Raw genomic sequence first — 21794 nt, forward strand, 5'->3', positions numbered from 1 at the left:
AAACGCTTTAAGCAAATGGCAACCAAAGCCATGTTTGCCATTTTATTCTTTATTACTGTTTATTTATTATTAATAGCTTTAGCTATAGGCATCTTTATTGCCTGTATATATGGAGCAATAGCCGTTGTGGCTATCCGGCCTTCATTAATTACCCTTATGCTGGGATTGGGTATTGCCAGTGTTGGTGTTTTTATTCTCTATTTCCTTATCAAATTTTTATTCAAAAAGAATAAAACCGATAATTCCCATCTAACGGAAATTGACATTAAATCGGAACCAAAGTTACATGCCATGCTTCAGGAATTAGTCTCTGAAATTGGTACTGATTTCCCTAAAAAAATCTATTTATCTTCAGAAGTAAACGCCTCCGTATTTTACAATTCCAGCTTTTGGAGTATGTTTTTACCCGTAAAAAAGAATTTACACATTGGGCTTGGCCTGGTGAATAGTACCACTATATCGGAATTTAAAGGGATTTTAGCACATGAATTTGGTCATTTCTCTCAAAAATCCATGAAAGTAGGAAGTTATGTATATAACGTAAATAAGATTATATACGATATGCTGTATGACAATGAGTCCTATGAAAAGTCTGTTCAGTCATGGGCTAATACCAGTAATTATTCAATCATCTTTATGGGAATTTCCATAACAGTAGTACGTGGAATTCAATGGATTCTAAGAAAAACGTATGACGTTGTTAATATCAGCTATATGAGCTTATCCCGGGAAATGGAATTCCATGCCGATGAAATTGCAGCCAATATTGTTGGTTCGGAACCAATGAAAAATTCAATGTTACGAATGAGTTTAGCAGATGAGTCCTATAATGAAGTACTCAATTTTTACAGTGGTAAAATTTCTGAAGCTATTACAACTGATAATATTTTTCCAAAACAGTTTTTTATAATGACTTTTTTAGCAGCAAAAAATAAAATTGAAAACCTGAATGGAATACCTAGTGTTACTTTTCAAAATTTAGATCGATTCAATAAATCAAAATTAGTTATCAAAAATCAATGGGCTTCACACCCATCCTCAGAGGAACGGATTGCAGCTTTTGACAGATTAAATATTCCGTCTGTAAATATTGAAAACAATTTTGCTAATACCTTGTTTGAAAATATTGAAATGACGCAACAACGGATTACCGATAAACTTTTTAAAGTTATTGAATATCAGCAAACACCGGCTATTCAAAATATAAATGCTTTCGAACAGGAATTTCAGTCCAATTTTGATAAAAATGCTTTTCCCGAAGTATATAACGGTTATTATGACAATTATAATCCATTGGCATTTAATGTAGATTCCGAAATAAACAGTATTTCAGAAAGTACAAAAACCTTTGAAGAATTATTTGATGATTCCAAAATGGATAATATTTTGTCGCTTTACAGCCTGAAAAAAGATATCGGAACTTTAGAAGAAATAATTGAAAATGAAAATACCATTAAACTCAAAACGTTTGATTATGATGGCAATAAATATAAAATAAGAGATACACGAAGATTGGTTGCAGAGTTAAAAAACAAACAAAAAGACCTGGAACAGCTTATTTTGAAAAACGATATTGCCATTTTCAGATTTTTCTATTGCAAATCTGAAGACCGTACAAATAAAGATAATTTATCAAGGCTATACCACAGTTTTTTTAGTGCCGATTCAAAATATGATGAATTAATAAATGTTTATACCACAACTTATAGTTCATTTAGCTTTGTTTTTCAAACCTTAGAATATGATGCCATTAACAGAAGTATGAAAAATTTCAGGATTAATGAAAGTCACTTCAGAACTAAATTAAAAGAAGTTACGGATGCACCTGGAATTCAGAGCATTATTACTCCGGAAATTAAGGAAAACATTACAGCTTATCTGGCAGAAGAGATTGTCTATTTTTCAAACAATAACTACAACGATGCCAATATTTCTATTTTGTTTACGGTTCTGGGGAATTATCTCTATTTAGTACAGCAACATTATTTTAATACTAAAAAGCAACTCCTGGTTTTTCAAACGCAATTATTATAAAAAAACTCCCGCTTTTGGCGGGAGTTGTTGTTTACAGAACCTTTATAATCCACTATTTAACAATCAGCTTTGCTGTAAACAATTTTCTGGAATGAATCTTTAAAATATAAACACCTGTTGGTAAATCCTGAGTGATCAGGGAATATTTATTGTTATTCACATTTTTAGTTGCATACATTAATTTACCTTCCGTATTGAAAATCTCGATTTCATCAATAGGATAATCCGATTGTACAATCGTTTGATTGACATTATTGGTAGGATTCGGATATACTTTTAAACCGTTGTCAATTTTAAAAGGATTGGTTCCCAAAGTTCCGTCGATTACCTCAAAAGAAACACGATTGGATACTTCATTATAAGAATCGTTGGTAAACATCACCAGGAAATAATTCCCGGTTGCTGTTGGCAATGCCGTTCCGGTCAAGGCTAAGGTACCTTCTGCCTGTCCGTTAAAATAAGTATAGCTCAATAACGGATCAATATTCGGGTTCTCCCCTTCATGGTAAATCCCCAACCAGTCTTTTACAATACCCGGAGCATCGGTCCACGAAGCAACAATCTGCTCTCCCAAATCATATACCGGTTTGTTGATCCATAAATCGGTTACCAGGTTTCCTACTTTAAAGAAAGCTTTGTTCCCGATGGCATTATAACCGTCCTGCAGATAATATTGCGCATAATAATAGCCTGTAGGCAGGTTATTGAACGTTAAACTTCCGGAAGTAGTTGTAACATACTGGTAAGCTGTAGCCGTTACTTCACCCGGAATATGCCCCATTTTATAGATACCAATCCAGTCTTTCAGCAATTGCGGCCCGTTACTGAATGTTACGTTCACAGCTGTTCCCACCGGATATTCTTCCTGACTGGTTGCCACTACAGGAACCGGACCTACATAAAAGAACTGACGCGGAGCAATTTCGGTATATCCTCCGTTTGAAAATATAGCGGCAAAATAGCGCCCTTTTGTTGCCAGACCATTAGCAAAAGTTATCGTTCCGGTCGGGTTTCCATTGGTATATTGCCAGGTTTGCGAAGGTGAAGCCGAACCCGGAGTCTGCCCTTCTTTATACAAACCAATCCATGTGGAAGTACTTGCCGGAGCATCGCTGTAGTTTACTTTAATAGGCGCATTCTGAGCATACGCAATAGAATCGGTCACGATGGTTGTATTCACCACATTACTGCCGGTAATCGTAAATGTTTTAATATCACTCCACGGTGACCATTCCAGGTTGCGATCCCTGTAACGCAGTTTTACATAGTATTGTCCGTTCGGAATCGAATTAGACGCCAGTGTCATTTTGGTTATATCCACACCCAGATTGCGATCTGCTGTTGAATCTTTTTGTGTCTGGTACATTCCAAACAGGTTTTCAAAATCACGGTATACTTCTTTGGTAATGATATTAAAATCGGATGTTTTTGAAATCACAAACTGGCTGGTGTTTAATAATTCCGCAGCAGTTGTGGTATACGGACTTCCTTCAATAGTTACCGGCAATGTTGTATTTCCGGTAAAGGTGTTCTGAATGGATGGTTTTTCCGGAGCCGGTTTGTTTTTATAACGGTGGAATTCATCCATCAGCTGGTTGTTTTTCCATTGGTCCACACTTCCGATAGAATAGCTTTCTACGTCCATTTTACCATTGACAACATCAATATCCACAATCTGGTAAATCCAGTTACAGATCGTTTTCTGTACGTCATCAAAATCCTGTTCCGATGACATTCCCCAATACTGATCCCAGGCGGTTCCTCCGGAAATAATATTGTAATTCGGTGTGTTCTTTAACTGCCCTCTGTGATACAAATGGTGGTGTGCCCCAATGTGCATGCTGTATTTTGATGAAGTTGCCAATAAAGGAACAGCCGAGTTTCGTACCCATGTGGAGATATCACCCACATATTGCTCTGCCTGATACGGCCTATGGCTTAATGAAAAAATCCAGTCTACCGTAGGATCGGCATTGGCAGCCGTTACCACCTGTTGCAGCCAGTTCATTTGTGCTGCTCCGGTGTGTTCCGAGCTCAGGCTGATAAACAATACGTTTCCGGCTTGCTGTGCATAGTAATTTTCGGTTCCTGAAGCAATCCCTTTATACGTTAGTTCACTGATATAGAAATGGTCATAGTAAGACTGCATTCCTAAAGTTCCGTAAGTTTCATGATTTCCAACAGTTGTCTGAATCGGTACATTACCGGATAATGAGCGGTTCTTTTTAAAATGTACGTGTTCATAATGATCCAGTGTTCCCACATCGACCTGATCCCCTACCATGAATGTCATCGCGATATGGTCTTCCGGTGCGCCCCATTTTTCCTGAACTTTTCTTTTGGCTGCCGCCACCAGCGAATCATAACGGGGAACAGCCTTTAGCTGGTTATCTCCCATGATAAAAAAGCGGATATGCCCGTCGGCTGTAGCAGCCTGTCCGGGATTGGGCAGGGTTTTAAAAGAATAAACCGCAGAAGTATTGCTGCCGGTTTTTATTTTGTAATAATATTTCGTGTTCGGCGCAAGATTAATCAGCTTTACACTGTGGTAATAATAGTTTCCGGGATAACCGGAATCGGTAAAGATGTTCGTGTTTCCGGTAACGGTAACATTCAGATCGGCTGCAGCAGTTCCATATTCTACAATCGATTCGGTGTTATTTTCGGTTTTCCAGGTGACGTAAATGGATGTCGGCGTGACATTCTGCAAATACGGATACAGCGTTTGCGCCTTGACGGTCAGGCCGACCATCAGGAAGAGCAAAAAGTAAATTTTTTTCATGAATAGTGTGTTTAGTTAGACGTGGCAAAAGTATTCTGCTCACCGCCAAACACTTTTAAAACAACGTTACCCTTTTACACTATTTATTTACCTTACCGTTAACCGTGTTAAATTATCAGGATTATTTTTCTTTATAGTACAGGAAGCCGTCTTTACGCGCATAGCAAAAGAATTTCCCTTCATTATTAACCAGTCCCAAAAGCAGTAATCGTTTTTCTTTTTGATAATTCCGGTCATAAAAGCCTACTTTATAAGGGAAAACCGGCTGGATAATTTTTTCCGCAGTAAAATCCCAGTCGGCTACAAAACCATACAACCCGTCTTTTTTAAGACTGATAAAATCATCATCATGGCGCAGGTAGTTTGTTTTATTGGCTTCTATCTCGTCATAACTAACCGGGAGTACCATACCGTCAAATGGTGTGATCACGCCATATTTTCCATCCTTTTTAACCCTCCAGTATTTTATATAAACGTTAAACTCCTTTGTGGCATATTTTGACAGCGCAAAAGGATCCAGTTCGTCATACAGAATCGGGATGATCACTTTTTCCGTTTTATCGATCAGTCCGTATTTTATTTGTGGAGTATTTACGTCTTTTTGACCTACAATAAACAGTAGCGTCCGGTTTCCGGCAACATCGAATGCTAACGGGGTTATACTCTCATAACGGCTTGGGATTGTCTGTTCTTTGGAAAGAATGATTCCGTACTGGTCACCGGATTTATACCGGATGATATTTTTCAGGTTTACGCGTTTTTCTTCGGTATCTTCAATAACACCTCCGTAGCTGATGCTTTCAAAAGCATACGGTTTATCACTTGCCGGCATTTGAAATTCCGTAGCCGGTGAAGCCTCTTTTTGCCCGGCAATCCGTTCGCTTAAAAACAGTTTACCGTCTTTAATTTCGAAACTGTTTGTACTGTATTTTTTTATTTTCTTAGGTGTAGGCGTAACACTTCCTCCATCTGCTTTTACATAGGCATACGGTTCCGGTACATCACCTCCATCCATAACTTTAACGTCGCCACTACCTCTGCCCGTTCCGGAGCCATATCCGCTTCCCTCATATACTTCCTGCCCGTCATCCTCCTGTTTCACGGGTACTTTCTGTAACGTAAACTTTCCGCTATCATTAATAATTTTCATGGGTTCTTTTGCATCAGACCGCTGCCGGGATGCTGTTAAATAAATACTTCTGCCGGGAAGTGATAAAGACCTGTCTAACGTTACTTTATAATAATCTTTTAAAAGCCATTCTGAAATTTTCTGCTTATCACAATCGTAAACAAACAAACTGTAGGCGTCATCAAAATCAGTAACCGCTATTAGAGCATAACGGGCTCTTTTTTTATTGATCGCACTTATGCCTACCGTATCGATTGGCCTGATATATTTGAAATTATCCGGATAAAGATTCTCGCCTTTTAAATTGAATATTGCCTGTCCGGTTCTTCTTTTCTTATAGTAATGGTATTCCTTTTCATCCTTATATGTTTTGGTTGTATTGGAATTTTCACGTAAAGTGGCTATAATGAATTTATGCGGTTCTATACCAAATTCATCATATTCGGCTCCGGAAACTACCGGCTTGCCGTTGTAAAGAATTCCCTTGTTTCCTTTTTCTGAAAAATAAAAATAACCTTTGGGCATTTTCCGCTGGTAATCAATATAATCATACCGGTTTTTAGTAAGCAGTTTGCCTTGATAATCCGATATTCCAAAAGCATTGCCTTCGCGAAAAGGGATACTAACATCCTGACAGAAAGCCCCGAGTGAAAAAAGTAAAAACAGACAGATTTGTAACGATAGTTTCATAAAAATTGGAATAGATGTCAAATATAGCATTTATAGGCAATTGTAATCGGGCGAATTGCATTTTACACAAAATCGCGGTAATCGGTTACAATACCGGACAATCCGGTTATAAAAAAATCCCGCTGTAAGGCGGGATTCATTATTTATACAGTGTACATTTTCTGTCTTAATTCTTTGATCTTATCATCTTCCAGATAGTCATCGAACGTCATGTAACGATCAATAACACCATTTGGTGTGATTTCCAGTACGCGGTTTGCAACCGTTTGTGCAAACTCGTGGTCATGTGTGGTAAACAATACCGAACCCTTAAAGTTTTTTAACGAGTTGTTAAATGCCGTAATCGATTCCAGATCCAGGTGGTTTGTTGGTTCGTCCAGCATTAATACGTTCGCACGCAACATCATCATACGGGAAAGCATACAACGTACTTTTTCTCCTCCGGATAATACACGTCCTGTTTTTAAAGCCTCTTCTCCGGAAAAGATCATTTTTCCTAAGAAACCACGAACATAAACTTCGTCTCTTTCCGGCTCTGTTTTCGCCCATTGGCGTAACCAGTCTACTAATGTTAAATCATTTTCGAAGAAACTGTGGTTGTCTGCAGGAAGATAGGACTGGTTTGTCGTAATTCCCCATTCTACCGTACCGGAATCCTGTGTCATGTTTCCGTTTAAGATCTCATAGAATGCCGTTGTAGCACGGGAATCTTTGGAAAAAACAACAATTTTGTCGCCTTTTGCCATATTCAGATCTACATTTTTAAATAACGTTTCGCCTTCAATAGAAGCACTTAAGTTCTGAACATTTAAAATCTGGTCACCTGCTTCACGCTCCTGGTCAAAAATGATTGCCGGATAACGGCGGCTTGACGGTTTGATCTCGTCCAGATTTAATTTATCAATCATTTTTTTACGGGAAGTTGCCTGTTTTGATTTGGCAACGTTCGCACTGAAACGACGGATAAACTCTTCTAATTCTGCTTTTTTCTCTTCTGCTTTTTTGTTTTGCTGCGCACGTTGTTTCGCCGCTAACTGGCTGGACTCGTACCAGAAAGTATAGTTACCGGAATAATGGTTGATTTTTCCGAAGTCGATATCCGAAACGTGTGTACAAACAGCGTCCAGGAAGTGACGGTCGTGCGATACTACCAATACCGTATTGTCATAATTAGCTAAGAAATTCTCCAGCCATCCGATGGTTTCGAAATCCAGGTCATTCGTAGGCTCATCCATGATCAATACATCCGGACTGCCAAATAAAGCCTGCGCTAAAAGGACACGTACTTTTAATTTAGCATCCATTTCACCCATTAAAGTATAGTGATGTTCTTCCGAAATCCCTAAATTCGACAACATTGCTGCTGCATCCGAATCGGCATTCCATCCGTTCATTTCTTCAAACTGAACCTGTAATTCCCCTATTCTGTCTGCATTTTCATCTTTATAATCCAGATAAAGCTCATCCATTTCTTTTTTAACGGCAAATAAGGTTTTATTTCCCATTAAGATAGTTTCAAGCACCGTATGCTCATCAAACATGTTGTGGTTCTGGTTTAAAACCGACATACGTTTGCCCGGTTCAAGGATTACACGACCTGACGTTGGATCTATATCTCCTGATAATATCTTTAAAAACGTTGATTTTCCTGCTCCGTTAGCACCGATAATACCGTAGCAGTTACCTTGGGTAAAAGTTACATTTACCTCGTCAAACAAAATTCGCTTACCAAACTGAACCGATAAATTAGAAACTGTTAACATTGAAATTGATTTTTTATAAAATTGTTGCAAAAGTAGAAAAAATAGTGCAGTTTTGAACTATCTAATTTAGAATCTATAAAGCTTTATTTTAACTGTACATTAACAGCCTGTTCTATAATATAGAAATACTTTTGTTTAGAGATAAATTTGTTTGAATGTTTGCCTATATAAGAAATTTTATACTTCCGGTTTCCTCAATATTAATCTGTTCCCTTACTTCTTGCAATAAGAAATTTGAGAGTGACAATTATTCCGCATATTTTGGAGGCGAAGTAATCAATCCCCTTAGTCGTTACGTGCTTTTCTGTAAAGATAATAAGGTTATTGATACCCTGACCTTAGATGACAAAAACAGATTCTTTAAGAAATTCGATTCCTTAACGCCGGGTATGTACACCTTCCGCCATGATCCGGAATACCAGTATGTGTATTTTGATAAAAACGACAGTTTGATGGTGCGGATCAATTCCGGTGATTTTGATAATTCTATCGTTTTTTGCGGACGCGGCGATCAGAAAAACAATTTCCTGATGGAAATGTATCTTAAAAACGAATCGGACAAAAACAATATGTTTAATCTTTTCGATAAGGATTATAACAGCTTCTCCAAAAGCATTGATTCCATTTACGCCCGCAAAAAAGCATTTTATCTGAGAAAGAAAACAGAAATCAACTGGGATGAAAACTTTGATTTATTTGCCAAAGCCAGTCTGGAATTCAATCATCTTGCCAAAAAAGAAATTTATCCGTTTGCACACGAACGCCGCACCGGAGAAGAAATAAACACCAAGCTGCCAAAAGAGTATTACGATTTCCGTAAAGAAATCAACTTCAACAATGCGAAGCTGACGAACTACTCTCCTTTTGTACGCTATTTAACAGCCATGCTGAACAATGTTGCTTATTCCGACCCGAATCATCATTTCAACCTGGAAGAAAGCGCTATTGAAAGCAATATCAAAAAGCTGAACATTGCCGATACCTTGTTTAAAAACGAAAAGATCAAAAACAGCGTTTTAAACAATATCGCTTTTATGTATTTGCTGGAAGACCAGAACATGCATAATAAAAAGAAATTCTTTGACCGTTATTCGCAATTGTCTACAGACAACAGCAATCATAACGAAATCAAAAAAATAAGTGATGCGATTCAGTCGCTTACAGAAGGAAAAAAATTACCGCCGGCCGACCTTTCCAACCTGAACGGTGAAAAAGTGGACCTGGCTGCTTTGACAAAAGGCAAACAAACCGTATTGTTTTTCTGGACGTCAAACGCCAAAGCACATATGGTTACCGTACACAAGAAAGTAAGTGCCCTTAAAAAGAAATATCCGGCAACCAATTTTATATCGATCAATGTAGACGATTCCGAACAGGAATGGAAACAGATTTTAGCGCAATATCAGTTTGAAAATGAAGATACAAACGAGTTGCGGTCCAATAATTTTGAAGCTTTAAAAGATCATTGGGTAATTACAAAAATCCAGCGGACAATATTGCTGCGACCGGACGGGACTATCAAAAATGCTTTTGTAAGCCTTTTTGATGCCGACTTTGAAAAGAACCTTAAATAAAGAGAATACACAAACTAAATCAGCGAAAAAGGCGGTTACTTTTATAAGAAACCGCCTTTTTTAATGTATAACTGTAGAAAACTATTTGTTTCCTTTTTCGTAGTCTGCTAAAAATTGCGCCAAACCGATATCCGTTAAAGGGTGTTTTAACAATCCAAGGATAGACGATAAAGGTCCTGTCATTACATCTGCTCCGATTTTAGCACAGTTAACAACATGCATCGTGTGACGTACCGAAGCGGCTAAAATTTGCGTTTCGAAAGCATAGTTATCATAGATCTGACGGATTTCATCAATCAGGTTCAAACCATCCATAGAGATATCATCCAGTCTTCCCAGGAAAGGCGATACATAAGTAGCACCTGCTTTTGCGGCTAACAATGCCTGACCTGCAGAGAATACTAACGTTACATTTGTTTTAACGCCTCTGTCTGAGAAATATTTACACGCTTTAATACCTTCCTGAGTCATTGGTAATTTCACTACGATCTGCTCGTGCAATTCTGCCAGCTCCTCACCTTCTCTGATCATTCCGTCATAATCGGTAGCGATTACTTCCGCGCTCACATCACCTTCAACTATATTACAAATATCCACATAGTGTTTTAAGATATTGTCTTTTCCTGTAATACCTTCTTTCGCCATTAATGATGGGTTTGTTGTAACGCCATCCAATACTCCCAAAGCCTGTGCTTCTTTAATCTGCTCTAAATTAGCCGTGTCTATAAAAAATTTCATCTTAAATATATTTAATAATAGTTGTGTTAAAAAACGGAATACAAAATTACAATTTATAATGGTTCATCAGTAATTTTTCATATACTTTATCCGGCAGGATCCGTTTGAGTACAATGGAAAATTTCTGCATAAAAGCCCCTACTTTATAATGAATTTTCGGATCCGGGTTCTGAATGATCTTCAATACCGCTTCCGCCATCTGACCGGGATTGCTTCCACCGTCTACATGTTCGTTCATTTCCTTTAGCGTATTGCCATACGGAAGCTCATAGGCCGAGCCTTTAATAACAGGTGCATGGTAACGTCCGGCAGCAATATTGGTCGCAAAATCCCCCGGTGCCACATTTGTAATATGAATACCGAATTTTTTCACTTCCATTCGCAAGGCTTCCGTAATTAATTCCAGGGCGCCTTTGGACGACGAATATACGCTTCTGTAAGGCAGTCCCATATAACCGGCTATAGACGTTACATTAATGATTAAACCCGATTGCTGCTGACGCATTTGCGGCAGCACGGCTTTCATTACTTCTATCGGCCCGAATAAATTGGTTTCAAAATTATTGCGGATTTCCTCAGCCGGAATCTCTTCCAGCGGCCCTGTGATTCCCACGCCGGCATTGTTGATCAGTACATCCAGCCTGCCTTCTTTGGCAATCACTTCGGCAACAGCCTTCCGGATAGAAACGGCATCCCGTACATCCAAAGCTACCAATGGAAAAACACTTTGCGGTACCCGTTCCGGATTCCTGCTGGTTCCATAAACTTTATATCCGCTGCGGAACAATAATTCTCCGATTGCTTTACCAATACCGGAAGAACCGCCGGTAATTAAAACCACTTTATTCATGGAACTGTAATTGATTGTTTAATTTGCTTTTCAGCATGCTAAAATAAGGAAGTTCGCACGCTTATAAAAACCAAAAAGGCCCTAAAACAAAAAAATCTCCCTAAAGGAGATAATTCGTGTATTTTGTAAAAAATGGCAAGCGACCTACATCGCACCGCTACAACCACATACCTTTGCTGTGTTCCCACCCTGGAGGAGTCTGCAGGAGCTGGTCGTGTAGGACTTGCCGGTGCAAATATACAATCTTTTTATATTTTTGCAAGGCAATTGTGAGATATAAAATACAATCGTATATTGTGGTAATCAATTTTAGTAATCATGAAAAATTATAATGCATTAGCATTCATTTTATTAAGCAGTTTTTTCTTCTCCTGTGACAAAGAAAAAAATAATGAAAAAATTTTATTCAGCATTGATACAACGGGCTTAAAAGAGGTTTATCAGCCTCAGGAAACCCTTCCTTTGGGTATAACAAACATCGAAAACAAGGCGATTGACTCGGTTATTTACTATGTAAACGATAAAAAAGTTGGCGCTGTAAAAGGAAACGGTAAATTCAGTTTTGCCTTAAAAGACCAGAAACTGGGTTATCAGAATATTAAGGCACTGGTTTATTTTGAAGGCGAAAACAATGAAGCCACCGGAAGAGTCGAACTGGTTTCGGCAATTCAGCCTAAACTTTTAGACTATAAAATTATAAACACCTACCCTCACGATATCAAGGCATACACACAGGGATTGGAATTTTACCGTGATACTTTAATTGAAAGTACCGGAAACGGTGCCGGAAACGGAACCGGTCTGCGCGGTATTTCAAGCTTGCGTAAAACCGATTATAAAACCGGAAAAGTATATAAAATTGTAGAACTTCCGCAAACTGTTTTCGGAGAAGGCGCTACCGTACTGAACAATAAAGTATACCAGTTAACGTATCAGAACAACGAAGCATACGTTTACAATGCCGATACCTTTAAAAAAGAGAAAACCTTCCCGTACTTTAAACCGCAAATGGAAGGCTGGGGATTATCCAATGACGGTAAAAACCTTTTAATGTCTGACGGTACTGAAAAAATCTGGTTTGTTAATCCTGCCGATTTTAAAGAAGTCGATTATATTAATGTCTATACTGCCGGTTCGAAAATCAAGGCCGTAAATGAAATGGAATGGATCGACGGGAAAATATTCGCAAATATTTATACCAAAGATGCTATTGCCATCATTGACCCTAAAAACGGTGCGGTGGAAGCCATCATTAATTTAACCGATCTGAAATCGAAAGTAACGGCACATCCGGATCTGGACGTTTTAAACGGAATTGCCTACAATCCTAAGACCAAAACCATTTTTGTTACCGGTAAAAACTGGGATAAAATGTTTGAAATAAAAGTGGCAAACTAATCCCCTGACCGGATTTTTTTAACACGCAAAGTAATATTAAATAATTTCTTAACAGGAAAATGTCTTTTTAATCCTTTTTTGTTGTAAATTAGTTAAAGAATTTAGAATCTGAATATTGGTAACTTACTAATATTCAGATTCTTTTTTTTCCAAGCCATCCAAGCCATAAAATATTAAGCTTTTTTTAACGTGCCGACTAGTTCGGTTAGTTTGGTTCAAACCGAACTAATTGTATCTTTGCAACCAATTTAACAAAAAGAATACTATGGATAAGCAGCAAGAAGAAAAAGACGAGTTGATCGAATTGTTCGGTATTCACTTTGAAACCTACTATAATTTACCCCCTTGTGCTTCCCGACTGCTTGGGATCCTGATCCTGAACAGCAGAACCAAAGGGCTGACTTTTGAAGAATTGGTAGAACAGGGAAATGCCAGTAAAAGCACGATCTCTACCAATATCAACCTCCTGCTGAAATTGGGCAAAATAAGCTACTATACCAAACCCGGAGACCGGAAAAAATATTTCCTCCCCTCTCCTCCCGGCGAACGCATTCAAAACCATCTGAAATTCCTTGACTCCGAAAAGAAAATGCTGATGAGAGTCCGGGACTATGAAGTCCGGTATCCTGCCGAAGGACACACCCCTATGGTAACAAAAGCAATTGATACCTATATGAAATATTTGCTTGAGTTTGAAAAATTACTGAATAAATCCATTACCGAAGAATCCCTATCCCGAGACGAATTTTAAAAGTTTATTTACAATTATATAAATAGTTATCTTATGAAGAATAAATTAATCTTTAGCATGTTGGTGACTACACTGATTCTGGCATCGTGTGGCGACAAGAAATCACAACAACAGCAGGCAAATGGACCGATGCCCTTCCCGGTTCAAAAAGTAGTTAAAGAGAACGCTATAACCTATCAAGAATATTCTGCGAATTTACAAGGACAGCAAAATGTTGAAATCAGACCGAAAGTAAACGGTTTTATTGAAAAGATCTTTGTTGACGAAGGACAAAACGTACGAAAAGGTCAAATACTGTTTAAACTGGAAACCAACACCCTTTCGCAGGATGCAAACGCCAGCAAGGCTGCTGTAAACGCTGCTCAGGTGGAAGTAAACAGGCTGATTCCTTTAGTGGAGCGCAAAATCATCAGTAATGTGACGCTTGAAACGGCGAAAGCCAATTTAGCTCAGGCAAAAGCGAATTACAACAGTATTGCTTCCAATATCAATTTTGCGACGATAACCAGCCCGGTAGACGGTGTTATCGGAAGCATACCGTACAAAGTGGGAAGCCTTGTTGGTTCTACTACAGTAGATCCGCTGACAACCGTATCGGATATCCGTAACATCCGTGCTTATTTCACGATGAATGAAAAACAGCTTATCCATTTCAACAAAACCTTTAAAGGCGCTACAACTGCTGAAAAGATCAAGGCATTGCCTCCTGTTGAGCTGATTTTGGCCGACAATTCAGTATATGATCAGAAAGGAAAAATTGAAACGATCAACGGATTGGTTAACGCCCGTACCGGTAGTACCGAATTCAGAGCACAGTTTCCAAACCCTCAGGCCGTATTGAGAAGCGGCGGCAGCGGGATCATCCGTTTGCCAATAGAGGAAAAAGACGTGATTTTATTACCGCAAAATGCAGTGTACGACATGCAGGGGAAACAAATGGTATATACGGTTGGCAAAGACAATAAAGTACATTCCAAAATTATTGAGACTAACGGAACATCCGGATTGAATTTCATCGTTACCAGCGGTATCGAACCTAATGAAATTGTTGTTGTCGAAGGGGTAACCAAATTAACAGACAACCAGGAAATCATTCCTCAGGAAGCTGGTAAAAATGCCCAGTCCGCTCCGGCTCCTAATGCTCAAGCTAAAAAATAGATTATGATAAAAACGTTTATAAACAGACCGGTTCTTTCAACCGTAATCTCCATTATCATTACCATACTCGGGATATTGGGATTAACGTCGTTGCCAATAGAGCAATATCCGGAAATTGCTCCGCCTACCGTTCAGGTAAGTGCTACCTATACCGGAGCAAATGCAGAAACCGTTTTAAATAGTGTGGTAACACCTATTGAAGAAGAAATTAACGGTGTGGAAGGGATGACCTACATGACTTCTACATCGGCAAATAACGGTTCGGCAAACATCAGTGTGTTCTTCGAATTAGGGGTTAATCCTGATATCGCTGCCGTAAACGTACAAAACCGTGTGGCAAGAGCAACCAGTAAATTGCCTCAGGCAGTAGTAAATACCGGTGTTACCACCATCAAGAGCCAGACGAGTGCCCTGATGTTCTTTGCCCTTTATTCTGACAATAAAGTATATGACGAAACCTTTATCCAGAACTACGCCAGAATTAACCTGGTACCCAAGTTACAACGTGTTAAGGGTGTTGGTCAGGTAAACGTGTTTGGTGCAAAAGACTACTCAATGCGTATCTGGATCGATCCTGAAAAAATGGCGAACTACAAAGTGGTTCCGTCTGAAATCCAGGACGCTTTACGAGAGCAGAACTTAGAAGCGGCTCCCGGAAAATTCGGTGAAAACGCAGAAGGGGTTTACGAATATGTAATCAAATACAAAGGCCGTCTTTCCCAGATCTCAGAATATGAAAACATCATTATCAAATCGACCGGAAACGGAAATTTCCTTCGTTTAAAAGATGTTGCCACTGTAGAATTAGGGGCTTTCAACTATGGCGCCAAGAATATGGCCATGGGTAAACAGGGTGTTGCCGTTGGTATTTTCCAGACATCCGGTTCAAATGCACAGGATATCATGACGGAAGTAATGCATATCCTGGAAGAGAGCAAAGGTACTTTCCCTAAAGGACTGGATTATGTTATTCCTTATAACTCCAAAACCTTTTTGGATGCTTCTATTGCAAAAGTGGTTTCCACTTTGGTAGAAGCCTTTATATTGGTATTTATCGTGGTATTCGTTTTCCTTCAGGATTTAAGATCAACGCTAATTCCGGCCATTGCGGTTCCGGTAGCAATTGTTGGTACTTTCTTCTTCCTGCAGCTCTTCGGATTCTCGATTAACATGCTAACCCTGTTTGCTATGATTCTGGCTATTGGTATTGTGGTCGATGATGCGATTGTCGTCGTCGAGGCGGTCCATGCCAAACTGGATCACGGTATCAAGGATGCAAAAAAAGCAACCATTTCTGCGATGGACGAAATTACCGGAGCGATTGTTTCGATCACCCTGGTTATGTCGGCGGTATTCGTACCGGTATCCTTCCTGAAAGGACCTTCGGGAGTATTCTATAAGCAGTTTGCTATTACATTAGCCGTAGCGATTGTAATTTCAGCGATTAATGCCTTAACCCTGAGTCCGGCGCTTTGTGCTTTGTTCCTGAAACCACACGATGATTCCGAGCATGCCAAAAAAGGCTTGAAAGACCGTTTCTTTACGTCTTTCAATACGGCATTCGACTCGATGAATAATAAATACAGTAGATCCCTGAACTTCCTGGTAAGAAGAAAATGGATCACCGGAATTGCTTTATTAGCAGTTGTAGGGATCACCTTCCTGTTGTTCAAATCCACGCCGTCCGGATTTATTCCGAATGAAGACCGTGGAATCATCATGGGAGATTTAACCCTGCCTCCGGGAACAACTTTAGAAAAAACACAGAAAGCCGTTAACGAGCTGGATTCTATTTTAGCTTCTATGGATATCATTGAATCCCGTATGAGCGTTGTCGGATTCAGTTTATTAAACAACGTAAACGGTGGTTCTTATGCCTTTACCGTTATCAAATTAAAAGACTGGTCACAGCGTAAAGAAGCTAATCAGTCCATTGAAGCCGTAGTGGGTGAACTATTCGGAAGAACGGCACACTTTAAAGATGCAAAAGCATTGTTCTTTACACCGCCAAGTGTACAGGGATTCGGTACTGCGGACGGTTTCGAATTTAAGTTACAGTCCAAAGGCGATGACGATTGGGGAACAATCAGTAAAGTTAGCGGCGAGTTCTTACAGGCTTTAAACAAAAGACCGGAGATTCAGTATGCCATGACCAATTTTAACCCGAACTTCCCGCAATACCAGCTGGATATCAATATTGAAAAAACCAAAGATGCCGGAATTTCCGTATCCGATATTTTCAATACGCTACAGGGGTATTACGGTGGATTGTACACAACGGATTTTAACCGGTTCGGTAAGCAATACCGTGTTATGATCCAGGCAAAACCCGAAGATCGCGCTACAGAGCAAAGTCTGGATAAGATTTATATCAAGAACCAAAATGACGAACTGGTAGCCATCAGTCAGTTTGTGAGTCTGAAAAAGACCTATGGTCCGGAAGCGGTTACCCGTTTCAACCTATTGAAATCGGTTAACATTAACGGTAAAGCTAATCCGGGATATAGCTCCGGTGATGCGATTAACGCGATTAAAGAAGTGGCTGCCGAACATTTGCCGAACAATTACGATTATGAGTTTTCCGGTATGACCCGTGAGGAGATTTCTTCCGGCGGACAGGCGATTGGTGTATTCCTGTTGAGTTTGATATTCGTTTACTTCCTGTTAAGTGCACAATATGAAAGTTACCTGCTTCCGTTATCGGTAATCCTATCGTTACCGGTTGGTATTGCAGGAGCCATCGGATTTGTAAAACTCGTTGGACTGGAAAACAATATTTACTTCCAGATTGCCCTGATCATGTTAATCGGACTACTTGCGAAGAATGCCATTCTGATTGTCGAATTTGCCATCCAGCGTAGAAGGCACGGAATGAGTCTCTTTGAATCGGCAGTTGAAGGTGCTAAAGCGCGTCTGCGTCCGATCTTGATGACCTCTTTCGCCTTTATCTTCGGTTTATTACCGCTGGCATTAGCCAATGGAATCGGAGCGGTAGGTAACCGTTCTATCGGTATGGGTGCTGTTGGAGGAATGTTAATCGGTACTATTTTAGGGGTATTTTTTATTCCGGTATTGTTTGTCATCTTCCAGGGATTACAGGAACGTATGAGCGGAAAAACAGCAGCTCAAAAAGCGGCAGAAGAAGATTCTGAAAATGTTGCACTATAAAATCATGAACATGAACTATCAAAAATCATATAAAATAATGGTTGTCATAGCAGCTGCATCGGTGATGCAGTCCTGCTTTGTCGCTAAAAAATACGAAAGACCGAAAGTAGCTACCGAAAACCTGTACCGAACAGACCAGACAGCTAAAGACAGTACTTCTATGGCGAGTGTTTCATGGAAAACGCTTTTTACAGATCCAATTTTACAGGGACATATTGAAAAAGGACTGCAAAACAATTTTGATATCCGTATTGCGATACAAACCATTGTTGCTGCCGAAGCCAATCTGAAACAAGGAAAAGCAGGTTACTTCCCTACCTTGAGTTTAGGGGCTAACCTGACCCACCAGGAACTGGCAAAAAACAGTCAGTTCGGATCGTTCTTTAACGGTTCTCTGGATCAGTACCAGCTTTCCGGAAACCTGTCCTGGGAAGCAGATGTCTGGGGAAAAATCAGAAGTAATAAAAGAGCAGCAAATGCTTCCTATTTACAAACGGTAGCCGCGAACCAGGCAGTTAAAACACAGTTGTTAGCGAGTATTGCTGCTACCTATTACCAATTGCTGTCTTTGGATTCGCAGTTAAAAATAGCACAGGAAACGCTTTTAAACCGCGATAACAGTATTGTTACGATTAAAGCGTTAAAAGATGCCGGTAATGTAAACGAGGTGGCTGTTAAACAAACGGAAGCGCAGAAATATGCAACCGATTTGATTATTGCCGATTTGAAAACAAACATCACATTGTTAGAGAATACCATGTCTATTCTTTTAGGACAGGCTCCGGGGAAAATCGAAAGAAGTACTCTTGAAGCCCAGAAAATGAATGTGGATGTTGATTTTGGCGTGCCTTCAGAGCTGTTAAGCAAAAGACCGGACGTTATTGCGGCTGAATACAATCTGATTACCAGTTTCGAATTGACCAATGTGGCCAAAAGTAATTTCTATCCGTCCTTTACGGTTACCGCTACCGGTGGTTTCCAGAGTTTGCAGTTAAAAGAATGGTTTAGTACCAATTCCCTGTTTGCGAACATTGTTGCCGGGTTAACCCAGCCGATTTTCAATCAGCGCCAGATCCGAACCAAATATGAAGTAGCAAAATCCAATCAGGAAAAAGCCTATTTACAATTTGAACAGTCTTTGCTGAATGCCGGAAAAGAAGTTTCGGATGCGTTGGCACAATATAAAAACGAAACGGACAAGTTAGTCATCCGCGAAAAACAGGTAGATGCTTTACGCAAAGCAGCAAGTTATTCTGACGAGTTGTTAACGCAGGGTTTTGTTAACTATTTAGAAGTGTTAACGGCTAAAGATTCTGCTTTAAGCAGCGAACTGGATTTGATTAATAACAAATACAAACAATACAATGCCATCATCATGCTTTATAAAGCATTGGGTGGCGGTGTGCAATAGTATTTGCATGAACTATATAAAAGTAAAAGTGGCCGGGAGAAATTCCGGCCACTTTATGTTTTAAACTATCTGTGAACACTTTTAAAAAAAGATTTAAATCTTCATTTGTAATATCTCTTTTGTTTTATAACATGATATAAGTATCAAAGAAATTAACAGTAAAATTATTTTTTATTTCATCTTTAATATTATTTTGATAATTTGTTATTGAATTTAATTGAACTACTTAAAGTAGTAACATTAGGAATACCTATAAGTCCCCATAACCACTCAATTACAACCTGTTATATTTAAAGTATCATTTTCTATTACTAATCCAACTCCTTTTTTCATTAAGAAAGATTCTATTTTTTGTGTACTCCATGTGTGATACTTCTCTGACTCGAAATAGGATGTACTTACATACAGACTGATTGTATCATTCTTCTTTTCATAATTACCGTATTTCATGAAAATAGCATTTCGCTGATTTTCCTCATAACCGTAAAAAAAAATACTTTTAAATGACTCCGATTTTATTTTTTTTTCAATTAAATCAGAACGATCAAGAAAATCAACTTTTATTGTTGGTGGAGCTAAAACATTTTTATCAGATTTATAAGTCATGTTAACCAAACAAATACCTTTCTCTGTAGTTTCTTTTTTACAACAATTAAAGACCAGTATTACTAATAATAGCTTTATAAATTTCATAATAAATAATTGTTTATTTAAAATACTTTTTAACTTGTTCAGATGTAAGATATGGACTCATATTATATTTAATATGAGACTTAAATTCAGGAGAAGTTTTTGGCCAACTGGAATCTTGTAGTTGATGTAATGCGGCCCTATTCTCGAGTTGCCATTTACCTAATGAAACACCTGAGCTCATCATATTTAAATCTTCCATATGTTTACCTCCCTCATGAGAAATTAAGTTTAACACATCATATCCATTATTTAAAACCAATCCTAAACCTCCGTAACTGATTTCAACAGCTCTTTCACCTTTTCCCAAATGATTCGAATTTCCCGTTACACCTCCTAATTTTGTATAGGATAATGCAGACTCCCAACCTCCTTTGGTATCGTCAATTTTTCCAGATTTTAATTCCTTAAGATTATAACCTGCTTCTTGATAATAATGATTATAAATACCTCCGGCTGCCTGAATTCTATCATCTGCTGCTAATTGCCGAACAGATTTAGAAACCCCTTGAGCAATTCCTTCATTCACTGAACCATCATTATTATAGAATCCTTTAGGGGCATTAAAAGGAGATATTTGTCCACCTAATGTAGTAGTATTCGTGATATAAATAGCCTTATCATTTTTGTTGTCAGAACCTAAATACGTTCCATTTTTATTAAAATAATCTCCATCATTCTCCCCATATTTTTCATTCCCCACCGCCGTAGTCATTTGTATACGGTCATCATAAATATTCGAAGTACTTATGGCCTGCATACCATCCGGATCGATAAAATAGACCGGATTGTCCAATGCATAAACATAAGGCGAAAAACGCCTGGATTTTTCTGCCAGCGGATCGATATTCATCCATCTCCCGATCGCAGGATCATAATTCCGGGCACCGTAATCGTATAGGTTTAATCTTAATTCATGCTGAAATTCTTTTCCGTTATAGCTGTATCGATAAGGGTTTACTATTGCCTTTTTCTGTTCCGTCCAGATACCTGAAGTACCGTTTTGAGGGACTATAAAAGCATACTTTTGTGTATTATAGCCTTTATGTTCCAGTCCGTACGGATAATAATGACTTTCGCGGATGATTTTAAGAGCATCGGTAGTATTGTCCTTTGCCCAGCTCAGACGCACATTACCCAAATGATCGGTATAATTGTACACATACGTAAAATCCATTCCGCTGTCACTATTCGTTACAGCCACATATCCTTCTTCATGCTGAAAGAATTTCAATTCGCCATCTTCATACTGGAATCCGCCCAGATAATCGGTAACGGTAGTCTTATCGCCAACAGTGACTTTCTTTTGTCTTTTTTCACCCACAGCATTGTAAAGATACACAATTTTGTCACCGTTGGAAAAGGTAATGACTACCGGTAAATTCAGGTGGTTGTAGGTAATATTGGTGATGTTCTTGTTAGCATCCCGGATCAGATTGCCAGAAGCATCATAAGTATAATCATCCGTAGCGCCGTTTTCTACAACTGTCTGAGCAGTAATATGCAGGCTCAGTAAGCATAACATCCAAAACATTTTTTTCATATCGCATTGCGTTTAAATTCTGCCTGATTTTTACAGAAAAGTTAAACTCAAATTTTAAAATGTTTTCGCAATTTTCCTAAACCATATAGTTCTAAATAATACCTATTTGGTATAA

Annotated in this window: 14 protein-coding genes and 1 other RNA gene; 7 read left to right on the forward strand and 8 right to left on the reverse strand. The window is 38.8% G+C overall.

Going from position 1 to position 21794, the window contains the following annotated elements:
* Positions 1–15: 15 nt before the first annotated feature.
* Positions 16–2034: a M48 family metalloprotease gene (locus tag B3394_RS07330; protein WP_286914673.1), complete on the forward strand. Its 2019-nt coding sequence runs from the start codon at positions 16–18 to the stop codon at positions 2032–2034.
* A 52-nt stretch (positions 2035–2086) separates the two neighbouring features.
* Here the strand turns inward: B3394_RS07330 and B3394_RS07335 are convergent, their stop codons facing one another.
* The 3 genes from B3394_RS07335 to B3394_RS07345 form a co-directional block, all read right to left on the reverse strand.
* Entirely contained in the window at positions 2087–4816 is a 2730-nt protein-coding gene (locus B3394_RS07335; protein WP_177734365.1) for a fibronectin type III domain-containing protein, read from the reverse strand.
* A 121-nt stretch (positions 4817–4937) separates the two neighbouring features.
* Positions 4938–6635 (reverse strand): WG repeat-containing protein, encoded by a 1698-nt coding sequence (locus tag B3394_RS07340; protein ID WP_286914681.1) that lies wholly within the window; start codon positions 6633–6635, stop codon positions 4938–4940.
* A 143-nt stretch (positions 6636–6778) separates the two neighbouring features.
* Complete coding sequence (locus B3394_RS07345) at positions 6779–8398, reverse strand: ABC-F family ATP-binding cassette domain-containing protein (protein WP_177734363.1); 1620 nt, start codon at positions 8396–8398, stop codon at positions 6779–6781.
* 155 nt (positions 8399–8553) lie between these two features.
* On the opposite strand from B3394_RS07345, the gene B3394_RS07350 reads away from it, so the two are divergent.
* Positions 8554–9972, forward strand: a complete 1419-nt coding sequence (locus B3394_RS07350) for a TlpA family protein disulfide reductase (RefSeq protein ID WP_286914684.1) — start codon at positions 8554–8556, stop codon at positions 9970–9972.
* Between the two features lie 81 nt (positions 9973–10053).
* On the opposite strand, the gene fsa is transcribed toward B3394_RS07350, so the two are convergent.
* The 3 genes from fsa to ffs form a co-directional block, all read right to left on the reverse strand.
* The gene (gene fsa, locus B3394_RS07355) at positions 10054–10710 is read right to left on the reverse strand and encodes a fructose-6-phosphate aldolase (RefSeq protein ID WP_177734361.1); all 657 of its coding nucleotides are present in this window, start codon (positions 10708–10710) and stop codon (positions 10054–10056) included.
* 46 nt (positions 10711–10756) lie between these two features.
* Positions 10757–11560, reverse strand: a complete 804-nt coding sequence (locus tag B3394_RS07360) for an SDR family oxidoreductase (RefSeq protein ID WP_286914686.1) — start codon at positions 11558–11560, stop codon at positions 10757–10759.
* Positions 11561–11691: 131 nt separating this feature from the next.
* An RNA gene (gene ffs, locus B3394_RS07365) (signal recognition particle sRNA small type) lies at positions 11692–11789 on the reverse strand.
* Between the two features lie 89 nt (positions 11790–11878).
* Here ffs and B3394_RS07370 point away from each other — a divergent pair.
* From B3394_RS07370 to B3394_RS07390, 5 genes are all read left to right on the forward strand, one after another.
* On the forward strand, positions 11879–12958 hold the full coding sequence (locus B3394_RS07370; RefSeq protein WP_177734359.1) for a glutaminyl-peptide cyclotransferase: 1080 nt from the start codon (positions 11879–11881) through the stop codon (positions 12956–12958).
* A 265-nt stretch (positions 12959–13223) separates the two neighbouring features.
* A complete protein-coding gene (locus B3394_RS07375) occupies positions 13224–13709 on the forward strand; it encodes a GbsR/MarR family transcriptional regulator (protein ID WP_286914687.1) in 486 nt (161 codons plus the stop codon).
* 33 nt (positions 13710–13742) lie between these two features.
* Positions 13743–14867, forward strand: coding sequence for an efflux RND transporter periplasmic adaptor subunit (locus B3394_RS07380; RefSeq protein ID WP_286914695.1), 1125 nt, complete (start codon positions 13743–13745; stop codon positions 14865–14867).
* Between the two features lie 3 nt (positions 14868–14870).
* Complete coding sequence (locus B3394_RS07385; protein WP_177734356.1) at positions 14871–18035, forward strand: efflux RND transporter permease subunit; 3165 nt, start codon at positions 14871–14873, stop codon at positions 18033–18035.
* 10 nt (positions 18036–18045) lie between these two features.
* Entirely contained in the window at positions 18046–19446 is a 1401-nt protein-coding gene (locus tag B3394_RS07390; RefSeq protein WP_286914699.1) for an efflux transporter outer membrane subunit, read from the forward strand.
* 270 nt (positions 19447–19716) lie between these two features.
* Here B3394_RS07390 and B3394_RS07395 read toward each other — a convergent pair whose 3' ends face one another.
* A complete protein-coding gene (locus B3394_RS07395) occupies positions 19717–20139 on the reverse strand; it encodes a hypothetical protein (RefSeq protein ID WP_286914701.1) in 423 nt (140 codons plus the stop codon).
* A 13-nt stretch (positions 20140–20152) separates the two neighbouring features.
* A complete protein-coding gene (locus B3394_RS07400) occupies positions 20153–21679 on the reverse strand; it encodes an RHS repeat domain-containing protein (RefSeq protein ID WP_286914702.1) in 1527 nt (508 codons plus the stop codon).
* Positions 21680–21794 lie beyond the last annotated feature (115 nt).

Origin of the sequence: Flavobacterium sp. UBA4197 (genome assembly GCF_002379575.1) — a bacterium.
In the GTDB taxonomy this organism is placed as follows: domain Bacteria; phylum Bacteroidota; class Bacteroidia; order Flavobacteriales; family Flavobacteriaceae; genus Flavobacterium; species Flavobacterium inviolabile.

What these genes read in the sequence shown, in the direction of transcription:
- B3394_RS07340 (WP_286914681.1), bottom strand. Translation starts at nt 6,635, where the DNA reads ATGAAACTATCGTTACAAATCTGTCTGTTTTTACTTTTTTCACTCGGG.
- B3394_RS07385 (WP_177734356.1), top strand. Translation starts at nt 14,871, where the DNA reads ATGATAAAAACGTTTATAAACAGACCGGTTCTTTCAACCGTAATCTCC.
- B3394_RS07345 (WP_177734363.1), bottom strand. Translation starts at nt 8,398, where the DNA reads ATGTTAACAGTTTCTAATTTATCGGTTCAGTTTGGTAAGCGAATTTTG.
- B3394_RS07335 (WP_177734365.1), bottom strand. Translation starts at nt 4,816, where the DNA reads ATGAAAAAAATTTACTTTTTGCTCTTCCTGATGGTCGGCCTGACCGTC.
- B3394_RS07395 (WP_286914701.1), bottom strand. Translation starts at nt 20,139, where the DNA reads ATGAAATTTATAAAGCTATTATTAGTAATACTGGTCTTTAATTGTTGT.
- B3394_RS07360 (WP_286914686.1), bottom strand. Translation starts at nt 11,560, where the DNA reads ATGAATAAAGTGGTTTTAATTACCGGCGGTTCTTCCGGTATTGGTAAA.
- B3394_RS07350 (WP_286914684.1), top strand. Translation starts at nt 8,554, where the DNA reads ATGTTTGCCTATATAAGAAATTTTATACTTCCGGTTTCCTCAATATTA.
- B3394_RS07380 (WP_286914695.1), top strand. Translation starts at nt 13,743, where the DNA reads ATGAAGAATAAATTAATCTTTAGCATGTTGGTGACTACACTGATTCTG.
- B3394_RS07330 (WP_286914673.1), top strand. Translation starts at nt 16, where the DNA reads ATGGCAACCAAAGCCATGTTTGCCATTTTATTCTTTATTACTGTTTAT.
- fsa (WP_177734361.1), bottom strand. Translation starts at nt 10,710, where the DNA reads ATGAAATTTTTTATAGACACGGCTAATTTAGAGCAGATTAAAGAAGCA.
- B3394_RS07390 (WP_286914699.1), top strand. Translation starts at nt 18,046, where the DNA reads ATGAACTATCAAAAATCATATAAAATAATGGTTGTCATAGCAGCTGCA.
- B3394_RS07370 (WP_177734359.1), top strand. Translation starts at nt 11,879, where the DNA reads ATGAAAAATTATAATGCATTAGCATTCATTTTATTAAGCAGTTTTTTC.
- B3394_RS07400 (WP_286914702.1), bottom strand. Translation starts at nt 21,679, where the DNA reads ATGAAAAAAATGTTTTGGATGTTATGCTTACTGAGCCTGCATATTACT.
- B3394_RS07375 (WP_286914687.1), top strand. Translation starts at nt 13,224, where the DNA reads ATGGATAAGCAGCAAGAAGAAAAAGACGAGTTGATCGAATTGTTCGGT.